The following is a 20,148-nucleotide window of genomic DNA, read 5'->3' as shown; positions in this document are numbered from 1 at the left end:
GCGACCGGCGGGAAACCGGTGTTGACGGAGCGTCAGTCGTTGGATCCGGAAGGCGTGGTCTTCTGGATCTGGAGCAGGAACTCCGCGTTCGACTTCGTCTGCTTCATCTTGTCGAGCAGCAGCTCGATCGCCTGCTGCTGGTCGAGCGCGTGCAGCACCCGGCGCAGCTTCCAGACGATGGCCAGCTCGTCGGCGCCGAGCAGGATCTCCTCCTTGCGGGTGCTGGACGCGTCGACGTCCACCGCGGGGAAGATGCGCTTGTCGGAGAGCTTCCGGTCGAGCTTGAGCTCCATGTTGCCGGTGCCCTTGAACTCCTCGAAGATCACCTCGTCCATGCGCGAGCCGGTGTCGACCAGCGCGGTGGCCAGGATGGTCAGCGAGCCGCCGTCCTCGATGTTGCGCGCGGCGCCGAAGAAGCGCTTCGGCGGGTAGAGCGCGGTCGAGTCGACACCACCGGACAGGATGCGTCCGGAGGCGGGGGCCGCGAGGTTGTACGCACGGCCCAGACGGGTGATGGAGTCCAGCAGGACGACGACGTCGTGGCCCAGCTCCACCAGGCGCTTGGCGCGCTCGATCGCCAGCTCGGCGACGGTGGTGTGGTCCTCGGCCGGGCGGTCGAAGGTCGAGGAGATGACCTCGCCCTTCACCGACCGCTGCATGTCGGTGACCTCTTCCGGACGCTCGTCGACGAGGACGACCATCAGGTGGCACTCGGGGCTGTTGACCGTGATCGCGTTGGCGATCGCCTGGAGGATCATGGTCTTGCCGGTCTTCGGCGGGGCCACGATCAGTCCGCGCTGGCCCTTGCCGATCGGCGACACGAGGTCGATGATCCGGGTGGTCAGCACGCCGGGGTCGGTCTCCAGACGGAGCCGGTCCTGCGGGTAGAGCGGGGTCAGCTTGTTGAACTCGGGGCGGCCGCGGCCGGATTCGGCCGCCATGCCGTTCGCCGAGTCCAGGCGGACGAGCGCGTTGAACTTCTCGCGGCGCTCGCCGTCCTTGGGCTGCCGGACCGCGCCGGTGACGTGGTCGCCCTTGCGCAGGCCGTTCTTGCGGACCTGGGCGAGGGAGACGTACACGTCGTTGGGGCCCGGGAGGTAGCCCGAGGTCCGGATGAACGCGTAGTTGTCGAGGATGTCGAGGATGCCCGCGACGGGGATCAGCACATCGTCGTCGGCGACCTGCGGCTCGTTGCTGACGAACTCCTCGCGGCCACCACGACGGCCGCGGCGGTCGCGGTAGCGGCCACGACGGCCGCGACGGCCGCCCTCGAAGTCGTCGTCGTCGAGCTGCTGCTGGCTGACGCCGCTGCTCTGCTGCTGACGCTGGCCGCCCTGCTGCTGGCGCTGACCGCTCTGCTGCTGGTCGTCGCCCTTGCCCCGGCGGTCGCCGCGGTCGCGCTCGCCACGGTCACCGCGGTCGCGCTCACGGTCGCCACGCTCGCCGCGGTCGCGCTGGCGCTCACGGCGGTCGCCGCGCTGGCCCCGGTCACGGCGGCCCTCGCCGTCCTGCCCGGAGGCGGATCCGGCGGTCTCGGCCTTGGCGTCCGGCTGGGCCTCGGCCTTCTCCTTGACGTCGACGGCCGCCTCGGTCCTGGCCTCGGCCTGGACCTCGGGGCTGCCGGCCTGCGCGGTGGCGCGGCGACGGCGGCGCTCACCGGCCGGCTGGTCGTCGCTGGCCGGCTGGCCGGGGATGTCGATCTGCTGCTGGGCGGCGGCCTTCTCGGCGGCCGGGGCGGGCTCGGCGGCGGGCGCCTCGCTCGTCCGCGCCTTGGCGGCGGTGCGGCGCTTGGGCTTGGTCTCGGCCTCGGCGGTCTTGGCGGCGGCTGGCGCCGTCGCGGCCTTGGCGGTGGAGGCGCCGCCGCCGGCCTGCGCCTCCTTGATGACCTCGATCAGCTGGCTCTTGCGCATCCGCGCGGTGCCCCTGATGCCGAGGCCGGACGCGACCTGCTGCAGCTCGGCCAGGACCATGCCCTCAAGGCCGGTGCCGGAACGGCGGCGCCGTGCGGTGGTGCCGGAGGCAGCACCTGCGGCGGGCGCGGAGGTGTCGACGCTGCTGTCGGCGCTCGCGCCCATCAGATCGGTGGTGTCGCTCACGAAGGGTCCTTCCCTGGAGCGGACGTCGGCCTTCTGGCTCGGCGACCGGTTGTGCTGTCCGACGGCGGTCTCTGTGCGGACCGTGTCGGGGCGGTGGTCCCCGCCGGATGTGGTGCGGCGGAGAGTCAGATACATGCGTGCCCGGCCCGAGGTCCCCCTGCTCGGCCCGCTGTGTGGCGGAGCGGGAGGTGTCGTGCCGGTTCCGGAGCGTGCTCAAAACTGCTCAGGCAGGCTGCTCAGGCAGTTGGGGAGGCTCCCGGAAGAATTGGTGGTCCCGAATCGGGACACGAAGCTCGAAGCCATAAAGGCTTCGGCTGCAACTTGAGGTTAACACTACCGGCTCCAACAAACATTCCCCCTCTCCATAACCGGCAATCTCGTGTCACGGGGAATCACCGCTGACGGTGAATCCCCGCGCTTCACCGCGCATCACCGCGCGGTGATGCGCATCTGCTGCGTATCGGCCCGTATCACCGGCTTTCGCCGGGCCCGGCGGGAGCGCGCCGGGCCGATACGGCCCGCCCCCGCCGTAAATATCGGACTATCGTGCGGGCGCGTCGCCGCCGTGAACGGCGGCTCCACTCGGCGCGAGCGGCATGACGCTCGCGCCCGCGGTGTCGAAGGCGAGCCGGTTGGCCGCCCATCCGTCGCCGGCCAGTCGCGCGACCTTGTCGGCCACGCCCTCGTCGGCGAGCGCGAGCACGGTCGGGCCCGCGCCGGAGATGACCGCCGGTACGCCGTCGGCGCGGAGCCGGTTGACGAGGTCGACGCTCTGCGGCATCGCCGGGGCGCGGTATTCCTGGTGGAGCCGGTCCTCCGTGGCGGGCAGCAGCAGCTCGGGACGCCTGGTCAGAGCCTCGACGAGCAAGGCTGCGCGACCGGCGTTGGCGGCGGCGTCCACATGGGGGACGGTACGCGGCAGAAGTCCGCGGGCCGTCTCCGTGAGCACCGGCTTCTCGGGTACGAAGACCACCGGGACGACGGAGTCGGCGGGCTCCATCCTGATCGCGCGGGCGGCTCCCGACTCGGTCCAGGCGAGGGTGAAGCCGCCCAGCAGACAGGCGGCGACATTGTCCGGATGTCCCTCGATCTCGGTGGCGAGTTCCAGCAGGGCGGTGTCGTCCAGCCGGGCGTCACCTCCTATCGTCACCGCGCGGGCGGCGACGATTCCGGCGCAGATGGCCGCCGACGAGGATCCGAGGCCCCGGCCGTGCGGAATGCGGTTGGCACAGACGACTTCCAGCCCGCGCGGCTGACCGCCGAGCAGGTCGAAAGCCGTCCTCAGGGACCGTACGAGCAGGTGATTCTCATCGCGGGGCAGCGTGGAAGCGCCCTCACCGGCGATGTCGATGTGCAGACCGGAGTCCGCGACCCGGACGACGACATCGTCGTAGAGCCCCAGGGACAGCCCGAGGGCGTCGAAGCCCGGGCCGAGATTGGCACTGGTGGCGGGCACGCGCACTCGGACGGCGGCGGCGCGGAACGCTGGACCGGCCATCGCTCGAAGACACTCCTTGATTCTGACTGCGAGACGTTCTGATGTTCTGCGTTCTGGCGTTTGACTGAGGGGCGTTGGCGGCTTGAGGGGGGTGTGACGACTCGGTGGGGTACGAGGTGTGCCGGATTCGCTCTGCGGGATGCGGGATGTGGGATTCGAGGGGAATGCACACCCGAGGGCCATCACGGCGGCCGCACCGCGCACAAGCGGCGGGGCGGGTTCGGATACAGCTTATCGAAGGAAGGTTCTGTGGCGACATAGGGCGCACGGGCGGCGCACGATGCGTGTCGCAAGCCTCCTGTGCCTCTACATGCGCCGTTGCCCTGCTTGGCGCGGTTTTCGGCGGGGTATGGGGCCCGCCGCGCGGGCCGAGGCAGGGGGTACGCCGCGAGATCCGGCGTACCCCCTGCCTTCCCAACCTGCCGCCCGATTCCCTCGGGACGGTTACGCCAGGCCCAGCCGCTCGGCCGCCGCCGCGGCGTCGACGGGGACGGTGACCGGCTGCGGCGCGCCCGCGACGGCCCAGTCCGGGTCCTTCAGACCGTTTCCGGTGACCGTGCAGACGATCCGCTGGCCCGGGTCGACCTTGCCCGCCTCGGCGGCCTTGAGCAGACCGGCGACGGACGCGGCGGACGCGGGCTCGACGAAGACGCCCTCCTGGGAGGCCAACAGACGGTAGGCGCGCAGGATCTCACGGTCCGTCACCTCGTCGATGAGGCCGCCCGACTCGTCCCGCGCGGCGAGCGCCTGCTGCCAGGAGGCCGGGTTGCCGATCCGGATGGCGGTGGCGATGGTCGAGGGGTCCTTGACCACCTCGCCCCGGACGATCGGCGCGGAGCCGGAGGCCTGGAACCCCCACATGCGCGGCGTACGGGTGGAGAGGCCGTCGGCCGCGTACTCCCGGTAGCCCTTCCAGTACGCGGTGATGTTGCCGGCGTTGCCGACAGGCAGCACATGGATGTCGGGGGCGTCGCCGAGCGCGTCCACGATCTCGAAGGAGGCCGTCTTCTGCCCCTCGATCCGGTACGGGTTCACCGAGTTGACCAGTGCCACCGGATAGTTCTCGGACAGACTTCTGGCCAGATTCAGGCAGTCGTCGAAGTTGCCGTCGACCTGGAGGATCTTCGAGCCGTAGACGAGCGCCTGGCCCATCTTGCCCAGGGCGATCTTGCCCTGGGGCACCAGGACCGCGCAGACCATCCCGGCGCGCACCGCGTAGGCGGCGGCCGAGGCGGAGGTGTTGCCGGTGGAGGCGCAGATGACGGCCTGCGCGCCCTCCTCCTTGGCCCGGGTGATCGCCATGGTCATGCCGCGGTCCTTGAAGGACCCGGTGGGGTTGGCGCCCTCGACCTTGAGATGCACCTCGCAGCCCGTGCGCTCGGAGAGGACCTGAGCGGGTACGAGAGGCGTGCCGCCCTCGCCGAGTGTGACGACGGGCGTCGTCTCCGTGACCGGCAGACGGTCCCGGTACTCCTCGATGATGCCGCGCCACTGATGGGTGCCCTGGCTGGTCATGGGTCCTTTACTCCCCTTCAACACGCATGATGCTGGCGACACCGCGCACGGTGTCGAGCTCGCGCAGCGCCTCGACGGTCCCGGAGAGGGCCGCGTCGGGCGCGCGGTGGGTGACGACCACGAGCGATGCCTCGCCGCCGCCATCTGGACGACTCTGCTGGCGCACCGTGTCGATCGATACGCCGTGCTCGGCGAAGACCGTCGCGACCTGGGCGAGTACGCCAGGCTTGTCGGCCACGTCGAGACTGATGTGGTACCGCGTGACCACGTCGCCCATGGGGCTCACGGGCAGTCGGCTGTACGCGGACTCGCCCGGTCCGGTGGATCCGGCGAGCTTGTTGCGGCAGACGGCGACCAGGTCGCCGAGTACCGCGGACGCGGTCGGCGAGCCGCCCGCGCCGGGTCCGTAGAACATCAGCTGCCCGGCGGCCTCCGCTTCCACGAAGACGGCGTTGTACGCCTCGCGGACGGAGGCGAGCGGGTGGCTGAGCGGGATCATCGCGGGGTGCACCCTGGCCGTGACCGACTTGCCGTCGGCGGCGCGCTCGCAGATCGCGAGCAGCTTCACGGTGCAGCCCATCCGCCGGGCGGAGGCCATGTCGGCGGCGGTGACCTCGGTGAGGCCCTCGCGGTAGACGTCGTCCAGCCGGACCCGGGTGTGGAAGGCGATCCCGGCGAGGATGGCGGCCTTGGCGGCGGCGTCGAAGCCCTCGACGTCGGCGGTGGGGTCGGCCTCCGCGTAACCGAGGGCGGTCGCCTCGTCCAGCGCCTCGGAGTATCCGGCGCCGGAGTTGTCCATCCGGTCGAGGATGAAGTTGGTGGTGCCGTTGACGATGCCGAGGACCCGGTTGACCTTGTCGCCGGCGAGGGACTCGCGCAGCGGCCTGATCAGCGGGATCGCACCGGCGACGGCGGCCTCGAAGTAGAGGTCGCGGCCGTGCTGCTCGGCGGCGGCGTAGAGGGTCGTGCCGTCCTCGGCGAGCAGCGCCTTGTTGGCGGAGACCACGGAGGCGCCGTGCTCGAAGGCGGTGGTGATGAGGGTGCGGGCGGGCTCGATGCCGCCGATGACCTCGATGACGACGTCGATGTCGCCGCGTTTGACGAGCGCGGTGGCATCGGTGGTGATGAGCGCCGGGTCGATCCCCTCGCGGACCTTCGAGGGCCGCCGCACGGCCACTCCGGCCAGCTCCACCGGCGCGCCGATGCGCGCGGCGAGGTCGTCGGCGTGCGTCGTCATGATGCGCGCCACCTCTGAGCCGACCACTCCACAGCCCAGCAGCGCCACCTTCAGCGGACGCGTACGCATCATCCGACCTCGCTTCTCACGACTTCAAGGGTGGGACCAGTCTCACCTACCGGACGAGAGTTTCTATCCCCCGTCCGGCATGCGAGACATCTATCTCAATTAACCGACGTCCAGACGCAGGAGATCTTCCTCCGTCTCACGCCGGACGATCACTCGCGCCGAGCCGTCCGCGACGGCCACGACGGGCGGCCTCAGCGCGTGGTTGTAGTTGCTGGCCATGGAGCGGCAGTACGCGCCGGTCGCGGGCACGGCGATCAGATCGCCGGGTGCGAGGTCGGCGGGGAGGAACGCGTCCTTGACCACGATGTCACCGCTCTCGCAGTGCTTGCCGACGACACGGGAGAGCATCGGGGGCGCGTCGGAGGCCCGGGAGACCAGGGCGACGCTGTATTCGGCGTCGTACAGCGCGGTGCGGATGTTGTCGGACATCCCGCCGTCGACGCTGACGTATGTCCGCAGCCCCTCCAGGGGCTTGATCGTGCCCACCTCGTACAGCGTGAAGGCGGTGGGTCCGACGATGGCCCGGCCGGGCTCGACGGAGAGGCGCGGGGCGCGCAGTCCGGCGGCCTCGCACTCGCGGACGACGATCTCGCTGAGCGCCTTGGCGATGTGACGCGGTTCACGCGGGTCGTCGTCGGGGGTGTACGCGATGCCGAGGCCGCCGCCGAGGTCGATCTCGGGCAGTTCGACGCCGTGCTCGTCGCGGATCTCCTTGAGCAGCCCGATGACGCGGTGGGCCGCCACCTCGAAGCCGGAGGTGTCGAAGATCTGCGAGCCGATGTGGGAGTGGATGCCGATGAGCTCCAGCGCTTCGAGGCCCAGCGCCCGGCGGACGGCCTCGGCGGCCTGCCCGCCGGCGAGCGGGATGCCGAACTTCTGGTCCTCGTGGGCGGTGGCGATGAACTCGTGGGTGTGCGCCTCGACCCCGACGGTGACTCTGATCAGCACCCGCTGCCGCCTGCCGAGGCTCCGTGCGATGTGGGCGACGCGGACGATCTCCTGGAAGGAGTCGAGCACGATCCGTCCGACGCCGGCGCGGACGGCGCGCTCGATCTCCTCGGGGGACTTGTTGTTGCCGTGGAAGGCGATGTTCTCGGGGGGCATCCCGGCGTCCAGCGCGCAGGTCAGCTCGCCGCCGGAGCAGACGTCGAGGTTGAGTCCCTCCTCGTGGAGCCAGCGGACCACGGCCCGGCTGAGGAAGGCCTTGCCCGCGTAGAAGACGTCGGCGTCCTCGCCGAAGGCCTCGGCCCAGGCGCGGCAGCGGGCCCGGAAGTCCGCCTCGTCCAGGAAGTAGGCCGGGGTGCCGAACTCCTCCGCCAGCCGCGTCACTTCGAGGCCGCCGACGCTCACGACCCCGTCCTCGCCCCGGGTCACAGTCTTGGCCCAGACCTTGCCGTCGAGGCGGTTCAGATCGGCGGGCGGGGCGGAGTAGTGCCCCTCGGGGAGCACATCGGCGTAGCGGGGCCCGGCGGGGTGGGCGGAACGGCTCATGGTGTCTCTCTCACAGATGTTCGGGTGCGCTGATGCCGAGCAGGGACAGGCCGCCGGCCAGCACCGTCCCGGCGGCTTCGGCGAGCGCGAGCCGGGAGCGGTGGGCGGCCGCGGGTTTCTCGTCACCGCGGGGCAGCACGGTGTGCTGGAAGCCCAGCACGGCGTCGGCGGTGGCTTCCAGATGCCGGGCCAGCCGGTCGGGCGCGCCGAGGCGCGCGGCGGACGCGAGCACACCGGGGTGGTCCGCGATCAGACCTGCCAGCGGGGTGTCGACGTACTCCCCGGGCTCGGCTCCAAAGCCGAGCCGCTCGGCGTTCCGGGTGAGTGCGCGGGTGCGGGAGTACGCGTAGCGGACCGTGAAGAGAGGGTTGCTCTCGTGCTGGCGCAGCAGCCGCCTCCCGACGCGCGGCCGGTCGTGCGCCGCGACGGAGAGCAGCGCCCAGCGCACCGCGTCGGTCCCGAGCGCCGGGTCGTACGGGGGCGCGGGGGCGGGGTCGGGGCCTGTGACCGTTGTGTCCAGGCCCTGGGTGCGGAGCAGCCGGGCTGTGGTGCGGTGCCAGAGGAGGGCGCGGGTTTCGCGCTCTTCCTCTTCTTCTTCCGCGCCTTCCGCGTCTTCCCCGGCCTCCGCGAGGTGTCCGTATCGTGTGCCCCGCTCCAGGACCTCGCGGACGAGCGCCTGCTGCGAGCCCTCCCCCAGGGTGATGTTGAGGAAGCCCGGCCCGGTGATCTCAATCGCCGCGATGGCCGGATCCCGCTCCATCCGCTCCCGCAGCAGCTCCGCCACGGCCCTCGGCGGCCGCCCTGCGGCCCCGGCGAGCCGAAGCGCGATATTCGTGGCGTAGTCCCCGCATCCTCCGGGCCCCGGCCTGGCCACGGAAACACTCTCCGGCGCGGGAGCCGGCAGCACACCGTCCTCCACCGCACGGCACACGGCGTGCAGCACGGTTCGGGAGAGCTCTGCTGGTGTCACGGCACAAGCGTAGGCGAGAAAGGGCCCCCTTCAGCGAACCCATTTCCTCATCCGGCCCCCGGCCGGCCCTCGGTCCACCTTCGACCGGTCAGCCCCGGCTGCTCCCCGCCCGCCCCGCCCCATGCCTCCCGTCCAGCGACGGCGGCCCCTCCCGGCGCATCAGCTGCCCCACAAGACGCACCAGCACAGCCGGTTCAAAAGGCTTGGCCAAAAACGCGTCCACCCCCGCCGCCATGCCGCTCTCCACCTCGTACGCCGTACACGCACTGATGATCGCGACCGGCAGATGACTCGTCACCGGATCCGCCCGCAGCCTCGCCGCCGTCCGCAGCCCGTCGAGCCTCGGCATCACCACATCCAGCGTGATCACATCGGGCCTCACCTGCTGAACCACTTCCAGGCACTCGGCACCATCAGCCGCGGTCACGACCTCGAAGCCCTCCAGCTCAAGGTTGACCCTGATCAATTGCCGAATGACCCTGTTGTCATCGACAACGAGCACACGGCCGGACGCGCCTGACACATTTCGAGAGTAGGTCCCCCGCCACTGCTGCGTCCGGGTTTTGCCCACTTCCACCCCGTGCGAGCGACACCCCCCACCTCCTCCCCGCCCTCCCCCACCCCTGAAATCCCTGTTCAGGGCAGCCGCCACGAGCTGGTAGTGTTCTACCCGTCACCGCACAGGGCACCAGCCCGGCGGAGACAGTGCGCCCCCGTAGCTCAGGGGATAGAGCAACGGCCTCCGGAGCCGTGTGCGCAGGTTCGAATCCTGCCGGGGGCACTTCGAAGGAAGTGCCGGAAGACCCTGTGATCAGCTTTTCGCTGAGAGCAGGGTCTTTTCGCGTATACGACGACTCGGCAGAGGCGCTGTTCAGCCGGGTGGGGCCGGAGGCTGCGGCGCGATTGAAGAGGTACGCGCCACAGCGGGACGAGCGCTCGGTGATCCGGGGCGCGGCGTGGTGGCCTTTTCGTTCCCCAGTCGTGGGGAGCCTTCGAGTGGAATGCGGGAGCCGCTCGGCACCCCTCGGGATCCCCGTGATCGGGGACCCCCGGGCCGCCACCGGTCGCGGCGTTCAGCGCACGCGCAGTACGTACTTCCCCGTGCCCGTCCTGGACTCCAGGATGTCGTGCGCCTTGGCGGCCTCTGTGAGGGGGAGTTCGGTGACGTCGACGCGGAGGTCGCCGGTGGCGGTGGTGGTGAGGGCGTGGTGGAGGCGGTCGCGGATGAGGGTGGGGCGGGCGTGGGCGAGGGCGCCGAGGTTGTAGCCGGTGATGGATTTGGAGGAGGCCCAGAGGGAGTTGCCGGGGAATGGGGTGTCGTGGTCGGAGGCGTCGCCGAAGATGACGCAGCGGCCGAGGGGGGCGAGGAGGTCGAGGGCGGATGCGCGGAGGGGGCCGCCGATGGAGTCGAGGAGGATGTCGACGCCGAGGCCGTCGGTGGCGTCGGGGATGCCTTCGGCGAGCTGGTCGGGGGTGAAGATCCGGTCGTAGCCGAGGCCGAGGGCGTAGTCGGTCTTGTCGGGGCTGCCGGTCACACCATAGACCGCGCTCGCGCCCATGCGGCGGGCGAGCTGGGCGACGATCGCGCCGACTCCGCCGGCGGGGGCGGTGACGAGGACGGTCTCGCCGACGCGGAGGCGGGCGGCGTCCTCCAGGAGGCCCATGGCGACGGGGACGTTGCAGGGGAGGGCGGCGGCGAGCAGCGGGGAGAGGTCGGTGGCGGGGCCGTCGAGGGGGGCGGTCCAGTCGGCGCGGGTGACGACGGTCTCGGCGTATCCGCCGCCGGCGAGGGTGAGGGCGGCGACTCGGCCGCCGATGGTCAGGCCGGTGACGCCGGGGCCGACGGCGGCCACGGTGCCGGAGACTTCGAGGCCCGGTATGTGGGGGACGCCGATCTTGAATTGGCCGCGCCGGAACATGACTTCCGCGAAGTTGACGCCCGCGTACTCGACGTCGATGGCGACCTCGCCGGGGCCGGGCCGGGGGGTGTCCAGTTCGACATGGGTCAGCACGTCGGACGGGCCGTACTCGTTGACCTGTACTGCCTTCATGGTCTGTGTCCTTTGCAGAGGGCGGGTCAGTCGGCGGGGAGGGGCCGGAACGCGGGCTTGCGGCGCTCGCGGAGGGCGGTCATCGCCTCGGGGAAGTCGGGTCGCCGAAAGGATTCGGACATGAGCGTGACGGACTCGGCCGCGGCGGTCGCGCAGTCGGTGTCCAGACCGCCCCAGACCTGGTGCCTGATGACGGCGAGGGAGGCCGGGGAGCAGCCTTCGGCGAGCTGTTCGGCGTACTCGACGGCCTGGGCCAGCACTTCCTGACGTGGGGCGGTCCGCTGTACGAGGCCGATGCGGAGGGCTTCGGCGGTGTCGACGGGGCGGGCGGAGAGCAGGAGGTCCAGGGCGTGGGGGACGCCGATCAGCCGGGGCAGCAGCCAGGCGGCGCCGTACTCGGCGATCAGGCCGAAGCGGCTGAAGACGGTGGAGAGCTGGGCGCCTTCGGCCATGAAGCGGATGTCGGCGTACAGGGCGTGGACCAGGCCGAGACCGGCGGCGCTGCCGTTGATGGCGGCGATGAGGGGTTTACGCAGGGTCAGGGGAAGGTGCGGCGGGTGTCCGAGGGCGGCGAGGAGTTCCTCCTGGGCGGTGGCGCCGGTGAGTTCGGCGAGCAGCCCGGGGGTGGCTCCGGAGCAGAAGCTGCCGCCTTCGCCGGTGATCACCACGGCGCGTACGGCGGGATCGGCGTCGGCTTCGGCGAGGGCGTCGTAGTACGCCCGGAACATCGCCAGGTCCATGCCGTTGCGGCGCTCGGGCCGGGCGAAGGCGATGACGCGGACCGCGCCCCGGGCGGTGACCGAGATTCCCCGGGCGTCGGGGCGGGCGGAGGTCGTGGAGAGGTGTTCCGACACAGCATTCCCCCTTATGTAAGTACACTGCCTCGTATCAGCATACTGTCACATGCACGAGGGGATCGAGGGAGAGCCTTATGCGACTACGGGCACCAATGGGCCTGTCGGGACTGAGTACATGGATCCCTCCGGAGCGCCAGAGCGCGCGCGAGGCGGTGGAGCTCGGGCTGATCGAGGAGGAGACGGCGGAGGAGCTCGGCTATGACCGGCTCCCCGTCGCGGATGTCTCCGCGCCGGAGATGGCGGTGCTCGCGGGGCGGGCGGCGCTGGAGGCGGCGGGCGAGGGCCCTACCGGGCTGGTCCTGCACTCCTGGATGCACTACCAGGGCCACGATCTGTGGTCCGCGCCGCACTACATCGCCGATCAGCTCGGCCTGGGCGACGCCGTGCCCCTCGGCATCCAGCAGGTCTGCAACGGCGGTGCGGCGGCCGTGGAGACCGCGATCGCCCGGCTGCTGGCGGAGCCCGCTCTCGGCCGGGCCCTGGTGACGACCGCCGACCGGTTCGCCGAGCCGGGTTTCGACCGCTGGCGCGGCGACTACGGCATCGCGTACGGGGACGGCGCGACCGCGCTCGTGGTCCACCCGCTGGACCGCGACACCGGTACGGGAAGCGGTACGGGAAGCGGTACGGGAGAGGGCGCGGGCGGCTCCGCCGATCTGGCGCTGTACGCGATCGCGACCGTGGCGGCACCGGCGCTGGAGCGTATGCACCGTGGCGGGGATCCTTTCAGCGCCGCCGCCCGCTCCATCAGTTCGCGGGTGGACTTGCGCCGCACGAAGAAGGCGTTCCTGGCGGCGGAGGGCATGGAGGCGTTCACCCGGGCGAGCGGCGAGCGGCTGCGCCGGGTGGTGCGGACCTGTCTGGCCGACGCGGGGCTCGACGCCGCCGACCCGCGGTTGCGGTACGCGGTGATGCCGAGGCTGGGCCGCAAGACGATCGATCTGGCCTATCGCCCGGCGATCTCGGAGCTGACCCCGGCGGAGATTCTGGCCACCGGCCGGGAAACCGGGCATCTGGGGGCCGGGGACGCCGCGGCGGGGCTCGCCGAACTGCACCACGACAAGATGCTGGAGCCCGGCGAACGGGCCCTGGTGATCAGCGCGGGAGCCGGGTTCACCTGGTCGTGCCTGCTGGTCGGCAAGGCCGAACCGGCCGGCTGACCGGACAGCGTCCGGCCGGCTGACCGGCCGACCGGACGCTGTCGGGCATCCGCCTCCGCGGATGCCCGACAGCGCGGCCTCGTTCAGCTGGCGACCGCCTGACCGCGGCGGTCGCCGCTGCCTCGCAGTTCCAGCGAGGGATCGCCACTGAGCATCGACTGTTCCAGCGCGGCGAGGAACGGCGAGGGCTCCAGGCCCAGTTCCATCACCAGCTGGGCCCGCAGGCCGCGCAGCACCGACAGCGCCTCCGCCCTGCGCCCGCACCGGTAGAGCGCGAGCATGAGATGCGCGTGGAGCTTCTCGTTCAGCGGATGAGCCGCGGTCAGCGCGAACAGCTCGGCCACCAGGTCGTGATGACCTCCGAGCTGGAGTTCCGCGTAGATCCGGTGCTCCTGCGTGGTGAGCCTGCACTCCTCCATACGAGCGATCTGCGCGCACAGCAGCCTGCTGCTGTCCACATTGACCAGGGCCGGGCCCCGCCACAGATCCAGTGCCGCCCGGAGCAGGGCCGACGCCTCGGCGTTGTCCCCGGCACGAATGGCCATCCGCCCGGCACGATCGAGCCGTTCATACTCCGTGATATCCAGAGTGATTCGCTTGGTGAAAAGCATGTAACCGCCGCCCACGGTTACAAGAATTTCATTTGCCACATCCGTTAAAGGAAGGTTCGTGGCCTCAGCAATCACTCTGCGGATTTGCCCTACATAAGTCTGTAGAGTAGTCATTACTGTGCGCGGTGGATCACCGTCCCACAGCTCTTCGAAGAAACACCCGTTCGCTACTGCGTGATCTGCGTGTGTCACCAGCAGACCGAGCACTTGACGGCACTTCGGAGATATAGAAATTGGTTTCTGATCGCTGTTCAGTGCGACCAGTGGGCCAAGAGCACGTAACTGCATTTGATCCCCCCGCCTGGTTAAGGCAGACCCCCGTGATGAGCCGGGTGCCTGCCTACAAGTCAGCGCCGCGAGCATAGCAGAGTAGTGGTACAGACCACGATAAATTGTCAATCGGGAAGACCCTGGAATCCCCATGGGCGCGCCCGGCTGCGGCACCGCTCAAAGCGGAAGCAAAGCCTCGGTCAAGCAGAGGGTCGGAAATGGCTCGTAGAGCCCATAACTACCCCGGTCCGCGACGGGATCCGGAGGGGAGGTCAAGGGATCCCGAGCGGCTCGGGCAGAACACGGAAGAGCAAGGGTGACACGATTCACCTTCGCAATGACGAAACGTTTCATCCGTCGGCCGCCCAAGTCGAGGGGGAAGCTTCGCGAAAGATTGATGGATGACTGCGTGATACGCCATTCCAGGCGGTGCCGTCTTTGATCCGCGCTGAATTCTTGCCGACCGGGAAAAGCGTTAGGAGTATGTCTCCAGAGTGGAGATGGAACGCTCAAGGAAATCTTCGAACTGTCGGCGCTCGGCCGGAGTGAAGGCCGCTCCGAGCGCCCCTTCCACACGGCGGGCGACTTTGTCCGCCTCGGCGAGGACAGCACGGCCTTCGGGCGTGGCCGCATTGACCACGACTTTCTGATGAAGAGGAGAGGGATGGCGCTCGATCAGACCGTCCCGCTCCAGATTGGCGAGCACGGTGGCCATGGTCTGTGGTGTCACCATGCACTCTCGGGCCAACTGTGCGGCGGACATTCCGTCGGACGCCGTCAGCAGCAGCAGGACCGCGTACTGCGGCACGGTGAGACCGAACTCGCGCAGCACATGGGTCTTCCGGGTGATCAGGGCCTGCTCGGCCCGCTTGATCACATGCCCGAGCCGGCCCGCGGCGACGCCCGCCGTGATCGGGTTCGTACCGCCTCCGTGTCCCGCTGCACTGTCCGCCATGTCAGTAGTCTCCCATATGACAGACCTCGCAGCGGGCGAAAGGCTCAGGCACCCGGTGCGCGCCGCCTGGCCGGGGGCACCGCGCAGGTCAGCCGGGCCGTGCAGGTGCGGCGGCCCTGCTCGTCGCTGATGACGATCTCGTAGGTGGCCGTACCGCCACCCACATGCAGTGGCCGGCAGACGCCGGTGACCACTCCCCGGCGCACCGCCCGGTGATGGGTGCAGGAGAGTTCCAGCCCCACGATGATCCGGTCGGGGCCCGCGTGCACCCAGGCGGCGAGCGAGCCGAGAGTCTCGGCGAAGGCGGCGTTGGCCCCGCCGTGCATGATGCCGATCGGCTGGCGGTTGCCCGCCACCGGCATGGTGCCCATGACCAGGTCGGGTTCGCAGGCGGTGATCTCGATGCCCAGCCGGTTCACCAACTGCTCGTCCACATAAGCGGGCAGGACCGGCACCGGTCCCAGTGTCGCGGAAGTCTCCGCCATGACCTTCTCTCCTGTCGGGTCGTCAAATCGTCAGATCTTCGGGGCCTTCGGGGTCCACGAGGTCCGCGGGTCGCCGGGCCGCCCCACTTCAAGGAAGTCCAAGTAGACTGCCTTGTGGCAGAGTACTGCTACACGACGCCATCAGAAAGTGAGAACCGCGCATGCGCACCACCACGTTGGTCGGCTCAGGGGCCGAGTTCGGCGTCGTAGGGCTGGGTTGTATGGGCATGTCCTGGGGGTACGACCAGCTCGGCCGGGACGACGACATCTCCGTGTCCGTCATCCACCGTGCGATCGACCTGGGTTGTGTGCTGATCGACACTGCCGACCAGTACGGGCCCTTCACCAATGAGGAGTTGGTGGGCCGGGCGCTGCGGGGCCGCCGGGACGAGGTCGTACTGGCGACCAAGGGCGGGCTCGTCGTGGACGACCCGGAGACCTTCGCCAGCCACCGCGACGGCCGCCCCGAGCACATGCGGAAGGCGCTGGAGGAGAGCCTGCGCCGCCTGGGCACCGACCATGTGGATCTGTATCAGCTGCACCGGATCGACCCGGAGGTGCCAGTGGAGGAGACCTGGGGCGCGATGGCGGAGTTCGTCGAGGAGGGCAAGGCCGGTGCGATCGGCCTCTCCGAGGCCTCCGTCGCGGAGATCGCCCGCGCCCAGGCCGTACACCCGGTCGCCAGCGTCCAGACCGAGCTGTCGCTGTGGAGCCGCGAGCCGCTCCAGGACGGGGTGTTCGCGCACTGCGCCGAGCAGGGCATCGCCTTCATCGCCTACTCGCCGCTGGGCCGGGGCTTCCTCTCCGGGAAGGTCTCATCGCCCGGCGATCTCCCGGAGGTCGACGGCCGGCACCGCACCCCCCGCTTCCAGCCCGAGGCGATCGCCGCCAACCAGGCCGTCGTCGGCCCGGCCCACCGGATAGCCGAGCGGCTCGGGGTCACCGTCCCCCAGGTGTCGCTGGCCTGGGTACTGGCCCAGGGCGAGAACGTCGCGGTCATCCCCGGCACCAAGACCCTCCGCTACCTGGAGGAGAACGCCGGGGCCGCCGGTCTCGTACTGCCGAAGGACGCGCTGGACGAGCTCGACGCACTGCCCGCCCCGGTCGGAACCCGCTACTAGGAGCCGTCATGCTCGTCCTGGGCTTTCCGGCCGGTTCGTTCGAGACCAACGCGTATGTCATCGCCCCCGGTCCCGGCAGCGGCTGTCTGATCATCGATCCCGGCCAGCGGTCCGCCGACGGGCTGCATGAGCTGATCACCCGTCACCGGCTGGAGCCGGAGGCGGTGCTGATCACACACGGCCACATGGACCACACCTGGGACGCGGTGCCGGTGAGCCGGCGCTACGGGGTGCCGGTCCACATCCATCCGGACGACCGGTTCATGCTCGCCGCCCCGGCGCGCGGGCTGCCCGCCAACTTCCCCGGGGAGCTGCTCGAAGGCCACCCGTGCGCCGAGCCCTCCGACGTACGCCTGTTCGGCGAGAGCGAAGAGGGCGAAGAGGGCAGGGAGCGCGGCGAAGGCAGGGAGCCCGGGGAGCCCGTCGTGGCGGCCGGTCTGACCGTGTCCGCCCACCATGTCGGCGGTCACACCCCCGGCTCGGTGGTCTTCCACTGCGCGTACGAGGGCGAATCCGTGCTCTTCACCGGGGACGCCCTCTTCGCCGGAGCGCTCGGCCGGACCGACGGGCCCGGCGGCGACGCCCTTGGGCTGCGGAACTCCCTGGCCCGGGTCTGCGGCCCGATGGACGACACCACCGCGCTGTGCACGGGCCACGGCGGGACGTCCACACTCGGCCGCGAACGGCGGGTGCACGCCTTCCTCTGACAGACGGCGCGCGGCGCACGGCGACACAACAAGACACACAGAAGCGAGGGGACCGCCCAGGCGGTCCCCTCGGTGTCTCAGCCCGCCTCCACCAGCGAGATCCGCTCCTGCCTGGCGTCCCGGGCGAGCAGCTCCGCGAGCTTCTGCTCGGTGCCCGTGCCGGGCTGCGCGGTGTGCAGGATCAGCCGCACATCGGGCCGGTCGGGGAGGTGGAGCGTGGAGTGCTCGAAGGTCAGCAGGCCGGCCCGGGGATGGCTGATGGCCTTGACCCCTCGGATGGGCACGGCCACGTCGTGCAGCGCCCACAGCTCGGCGAACTCGGGGCTGGTTTCGAGCAGTTCCCCGGCGAGCTTGTCGAAGCCCGGGTCGTCCGGGAAGCGCGCCGCGTCCCGGCGGAACTCCGCGACCAGGCTCCGCGCCAGATCCGCCCAGTCCTGGATGCGTCCCCGGTAGTGCTCGCTGCAGAAGAACGCCACCAGGCAGTTGCGGTCGTCGGGGGTGAAGCCGAAGACGGACTGCGCCGCGCGGTTCATCACCGAGACGTTCCAGTACCGGTCGACCACATGCGCCGGGCTGGGCATCCAGCTCTCCACCAGCCGGATCAGCCGGTCCGCCGCCGGGACCTCGCGCAGCGCCGTCTCCGGCGGGTTCATCCCCGCCAGCCGGTACAAGTGGTCGCGCTCCTGGGGCAGCAGGCGCAGCGCGCCGCAGACCGCGTCCAGCACCTGGCTCGACACGGAGATGTTGCGGCCCTGCTCAAGCTGGATGTACCAGGAGGTGCCGATGCCCGCGAGCACCGCGACCTCCTCGCGCCGCAGGCCGGGGGTGCGCCGACGGCCGCCGGGGGCGAGGCCGACCTCCTCGGGCGAGAGCCTCGCCCGCCGGGTGCGCAGAAACTCCCGCAACTCCTCGCGCCGACGGGCGCCCGGTGCCGGTATGCCCTGGGTGGTCTTCACAGTGACAGGATAAATGGAGGCTCCCCACAAACGATATAGAGCCGCGAGTCTGTCAGCATGTCGACGAAATCCGCCGAGGCCGAGGGTTCGGCCCGCTTCTCAACCCGGCAGTGGCTGGTCATCACCCTGCTCTGCGGTACCCAGTTCATGCTGGCCCTGGACTTCTCCATCCTCAGTGTCTCGCTGCCGGAGATCGGCGAGGATCTCGGGTTCGGGATCAAGGATCTGCAATGGATCGTGACCGCCTTCGCGCTGCCGTCCGGCGGCTTCCTGCTGCTCTTCGGGCGCACCGCCGATCTCTTCGGCCGACGGAAGCTGTTCATCGCCGGTATGGCGCTGTTCACCGTCGCGTCGCTGATCGGCGGGCTGGCCACCTCCCCCGGCATGCTGCTCGCGGCCCGCGCCGGACAGGGCTTCGCGTCCGCGATGCTGACGCCTGCCGCCATGTCGCTGCTGACCACGTCCTTCCCCGAGGGGAAGCTGCGTGATCGCGCGCTCGGCATCAACGGTGCGCTGCTGTCGCTGGGCTTCCTCACCGGCGTCGTGCTCGGCGGTGTCATCACCGACCTGACGAACTGGCGTTTCACCCTCTTCATCAACCTGCCCATCGGCGTCCTGGCCCTGATCGCCGCTCCGGCGCTCATCAAGGAGAGCCGGGGCGCGGACGCCCCCAGGCTCGACATCCCCGGTGCGATCACCGTCACCGGCGGTCTGCTGTCGGTGATCTTCGGCATCACCTCCGCCGAGCGGAACGGCTGGGGCAGCCCGGTCACCCTCGGCTCGCTGATCGCGGGCGTGGCCCTGCTGCTGCTCTTCCTGCTGATCGAGTCCCGCACCGCGCAGCCGCTGATCGATCTGAAGGTGCTGCGCCGCCGTTCGGTGGTCTGGGGCAATGTGACCGGTCTGGTCACCTTCTCGATGGTCACCGGCGCGGTCTTCCTGCTGACGCTGTACATGCAGCAGGTACGGGGGATGTCGCCGCTGGACACCGGCTTCTCCTTCGCCGCGCTGGGCGTCGCCGCCGTGATCGGCGGGGTGTTCGCCGCCCGGATCGTCGGCAAGCTCGGTGTGCAGATGACCCTGGTCGCCGGTCTGGCCCTCCAGGCGGTCAGCACCGGGGTGCTCTATCTGCTGAAGGCCGACGACGGCATGCCCATGCTGCTGGTCGCCACGGCGGCCGTCGGCTTCGGCCATCTCCTCGCGGTCGTCGGCTACATGATCACCGGCACCTCCGGGCTCGCGGACGGCGAGCAGGGCATGGCGACCGGTCTCACCTACACCGCCCAGCAGGTCGGACTGACCGTGGGCACCCCGGTGATGTCGACGATCGCCGCCACTCAGATGGACGGCGACGGCGTCGCGAGCGCCGCCCAGACCCTCGACGGCGTACAGCTCGGTCTGGTGGTCAACGCCGGTGTGGTGGCCGTGGCCGCCGTGATCGCCCTGGTCCTGCTCCGGCCGAGGCCGGCCGCCCCCGTCGGCGCCACCGCTCCCGTCACCGAGAACGCGCAGATCAACAACGTGCCTCAGGAGGCCACCCGATGAACCGAACCACCTCCCCGAAGACCGCTCGCCGGGGCGCGTTCGTGGCCGCGCTCGGCCTCGCCGCCACGATGACCCTCACCGGGGCCACCACGACGTCCGCCGCCCCGGAGGAGAGCCGGGCCAAGCCCGCGCCCGCGCCGGTGGTGAGCAAGACCCTCTCCGAGGGCGACACCTCGCTGCCGTTCGCCATCAAGGCCGACGACAACCGGCGCTTCGTGTACCGGAAGCTGACCGTCCAGCCGGGTGCGACGGGCGGCTGGCACACCCACGCGGGCGAGCAGGTGGCCGTCATCAAGTCGGGCGTGCTCACCCGTTACGACAAGGACTGCAAGCCGCATGTGTACCGGGCCGGCGACGCGCTCGTGGAGCCCGCCGAGCCGACCGACGTCCACATAGGCATCAACGAGGGCAAGAAGCCCCTCGTCCTCTATGTGGTCGACCTGCTGCCGCAGGGTGCGCCGGTGGCCACGCCCGCCGCCAACCCCGGCTGCGCGGACCTGCCGAACTGACCCCCGAGGTTCGGTTTCCCAGCGGCACGGGGGGCGGGGGGTGGG

At 70.4% G+C, this 20,148-nt stretch carries 18 protein-coding genes and 1 tRNA gene; 6 read left to right on the top strand and 13 right to left on the bottom strand.

The window, feature by feature from the left end:
• Positions 1–32: 32 nt before the first annotated feature.
• From rho to IE247_RS13420, 7 genes are all read right to left on the bottom strand, one after another.
• Entirely contained in the window at positions 33–2,096 is a 2,064-nt protein-coding gene (rho, locus tag IE247_RS13450; protein ID WP_190123381.1) for a transcription termination factor Rho, read from the bottom strand.
• A 541-nt stretch (positions 2,097–2,637) separates the two neighbouring features.
• Complete coding sequence (gene thrB / locus IE247_RS13445) at positions 2,638–3,594, bottom strand: homoserine kinase (RefSeq protein WP_190123286.1); 957 nt, start codon at positions 3,592–3,594, stop codon at positions 2,638–2,640.
• A gap of 444 nt (positions 3,595–4,038) precedes the next feature.
• On the bottom strand, positions 4,039–5,109 hold the full coding sequence (gene thrC / locus IE247_RS13440) for a threonine synthase (RefSeq protein ID WP_190123285.1): 1,071 nt from the start codon (positions 5,107–5,109) through the stop codon (positions 4,039–4,041).
• A gap of 7 nt (positions 5,110–5,116) precedes the next feature.
• Complete coding sequence (locus IE247_RS13435) at positions 5,117–6,418, bottom strand: homoserine dehydrogenase (protein ID WP_190123284.1); 1,302 nt, start codon at positions 6,416–6,418, stop codon at positions 5,117–5,119.
• Positions 6,419–6,514: 96 nt separating this feature from the next.
• Positions 6,515–7,906: a diaminopimelate decarboxylase gene (gene lysA / locus IE247_RS13430; protein WP_190123283.1), complete on the bottom strand. Its 1,392-nt coding sequence runs from the start codon at positions 7,904–7,906 to the stop codon at positions 6,515–6,517.
• A gap of 10 nt (positions 7,907–7,916) precedes the next feature.
• Positions 7,917–8,876: an ArgS-related anticodon-binding protein NrtL gene (gene nrtL, locus IE247_RS13425; protein WP_190123282.1), complete on the bottom strand. Its 960-nt coding sequence runs from the start codon at positions 8,874–8,876 to the stop codon at positions 7,917–7,919.
• A gap of 88 nt (positions 8,877–8,964) precedes the next feature.
• Positions 8,965–9,447 carry a response regulator gene (locus IE247_RS13420; RefSeq protein WP_190123380.1) on the bottom strand — a complete coding sequence of 161 codons (483 nt, stop codon included), beginning with the start codon at positions 9,445–9,447 and terminating at the stop codon, positions 8,965–8,967.
• Between the two features lie 138 nt (positions 9,448–9,585).
• Between IE247_RS13420 and IE247_RS13415 the strand changes: the two genes are divergently transcribed.
• A tRNA-Arg gene (locus tag IE247_RS13415) sits at positions 9,586–9,657 on the top strand.
• Between the two features lie 292 nt (positions 9,658–9,949).
• Here the strand turns inward: IE247_RS13415 and IE247_RS13410 are convergent.
• Together IE247_RS13410 and IE247_RS13405 are read right to left on the bottom strand one after the other, a co-directional pair.
• Positions 9,950–10,927, bottom strand: a complete 978-nt coding sequence (locus IE247_RS13410; RefSeq protein WP_190123281.1) for a quinone oxidoreductase family protein — start codon at positions 10,925–10,927, stop codon at positions 9,950–9,952.
• A 26-nt stretch (positions 10,928–10,953) separates the two neighbouring features.
• Positions 10,954–11,781: an enoyl-CoA hydratase-related protein gene (locus IE247_RS13405; protein WP_229869094.1), complete on the bottom strand. Its 828-nt coding sequence runs from the start codon at positions 11,779–11,781 to the stop codon at positions 10,954–10,956.
• 77 nt (positions 11,782–11,858) lie between these two features.
• Between IE247_RS13405 and IE247_RS13400 the strand changes: the two genes are divergently transcribed.
• On the top strand, positions 11,859–12,944 hold the full coding sequence (locus IE247_RS13400; RefSeq protein ID WP_190123280.1) for a 3-oxoacyl-[acyl-carrier-protein] synthase III C-terminal domain-containing protein: 1,086 nt from the start codon (positions 11,859–11,861) through the stop codon (positions 12,942–12,944).
• Positions 12,945–13,027: 83 nt separating this feature from the next.
• Here the strand turns inward: IE247_RS13400 and IE247_RS34980 are convergent, their stop codons facing one another.
• From IE247_RS34980 to IE247_RS13385, 3 genes are all read right to left on the bottom strand, one after another.
• Positions 13,028–13,843, bottom strand: coding sequence for an AfsR/SARP family transcriptional regulator (locus IE247_RS34980; protein ID WP_373305551.1), 816 nt, complete (start codon positions 13,841–13,843; stop codon positions 13,028–13,030).
• 457 nt (positions 13,844–14,300) lie between these two features.
• Positions 14,301–14,780: a MarR family winged helix-turn-helix transcriptional regulator gene (locus tag IE247_RS13390; protein WP_190123278.1), complete on the bottom strand. Its 480-nt coding sequence runs from the start codon at positions 14,778–14,780 to the stop codon at positions 14,301–14,303.
• Positions 14,781–14,824: 44 nt separating this feature from the next.
• The gene (locus IE247_RS13385; protein ID WP_190123277.1) at positions 14,825–15,265 is read right to left on the bottom strand and encodes a hotdog fold thioesterase; all 441 of its coding nucleotides are present in this window, start codon (positions 15,263–15,265) and stop codon (positions 14,825–14,827) included.
• Between the two features lie 161 nt (positions 15,266–15,426).
• Here IE247_RS13385 and IE247_RS13380 point away from each other — a divergent pair, with 161 nt between their 5' ends.
• Both IE247_RS13380 and IE247_RS13375 read left to right on the top strand, forming a co-directional pair.
• Complete coding sequence (locus tag IE247_RS13380; protein ID WP_190123276.1) at positions 15,427–16,386, top strand: aldo/keto reductase; 960 nt, start codon at positions 15,427–15,429, stop codon at positions 16,384–16,386.
• An 8-nt stretch (positions 16,387–16,394) separates the two neighbouring features.
• Positions 16,395–17,093 carry an MBL fold metallo-hydrolase gene (locus tag IE247_RS13375; RefSeq protein ID WP_190123275.1) on the top strand — a complete coding sequence of 233 codons (699 nt, stop codon included), beginning with the start codon at positions 16,395–16,397 and terminating at the stop codon, positions 17,091–17,093.
• Positions 17,094–17,170: 77 nt separating this feature from the next.
• Here IE247_RS13375 and IE247_RS13370 read toward each other — a convergent pair whose 3' ends face one another.
• On the bottom strand, positions 17,171–18,049 hold the full coding sequence (locus IE247_RS13370; RefSeq protein ID WP_229869091.1) for a helix-turn-helix transcriptional regulator: 879 nt from the start codon (positions 18,047–18,049) through the stop codon (positions 17,171–17,173).
• A gap of 57 nt (positions 18,050–18,106) precedes the next feature.
• Between IE247_RS13370 and IE247_RS13365 the strand changes: the two genes are divergently transcribed.
• Both IE247_RS13365 and IE247_RS13360 read left to right on the top strand, forming a co-directional pair.
• Positions 18,107–19,594, top strand: a complete 1,488-nt coding sequence (locus IE247_RS13365; RefSeq protein WP_190123274.1) for an MFS transporter — start codon at positions 18,107–18,109, stop codon at positions 19,592–19,594.
• Positions 19,591–20,103 carry a cupin domain-containing protein gene (locus tag IE247_RS13360; protein ID WP_190123273.1) on the top strand — a complete coding sequence of 171 codons (513 nt, stop codon included), beginning with the start codon at positions 19,591–19,593 and terminating at the stop codon, positions 20,101–20,103. Before IE247_RS13365 ends, IE247_RS13360 begins: the two co-directional genes overlap by 4 nt.
• Positions 20,104–20,148 lie beyond the last annotated feature (45 nt).

It is taken from the genome of Streptomyces inusitatus (genome assembly GCF_014651115.1).
Lineage (GTDB): Bacteria > Actinomycetota > Actinomycetes > Streptomycetales > Streptomycetaceae > Streptomyces > Streptomyces amakusaensis.
The sequence above is the reverse complement of the archived record's forward strand: the minus strand, read 5'-3'. Positions and strand labels throughout refer to the sequence as shown.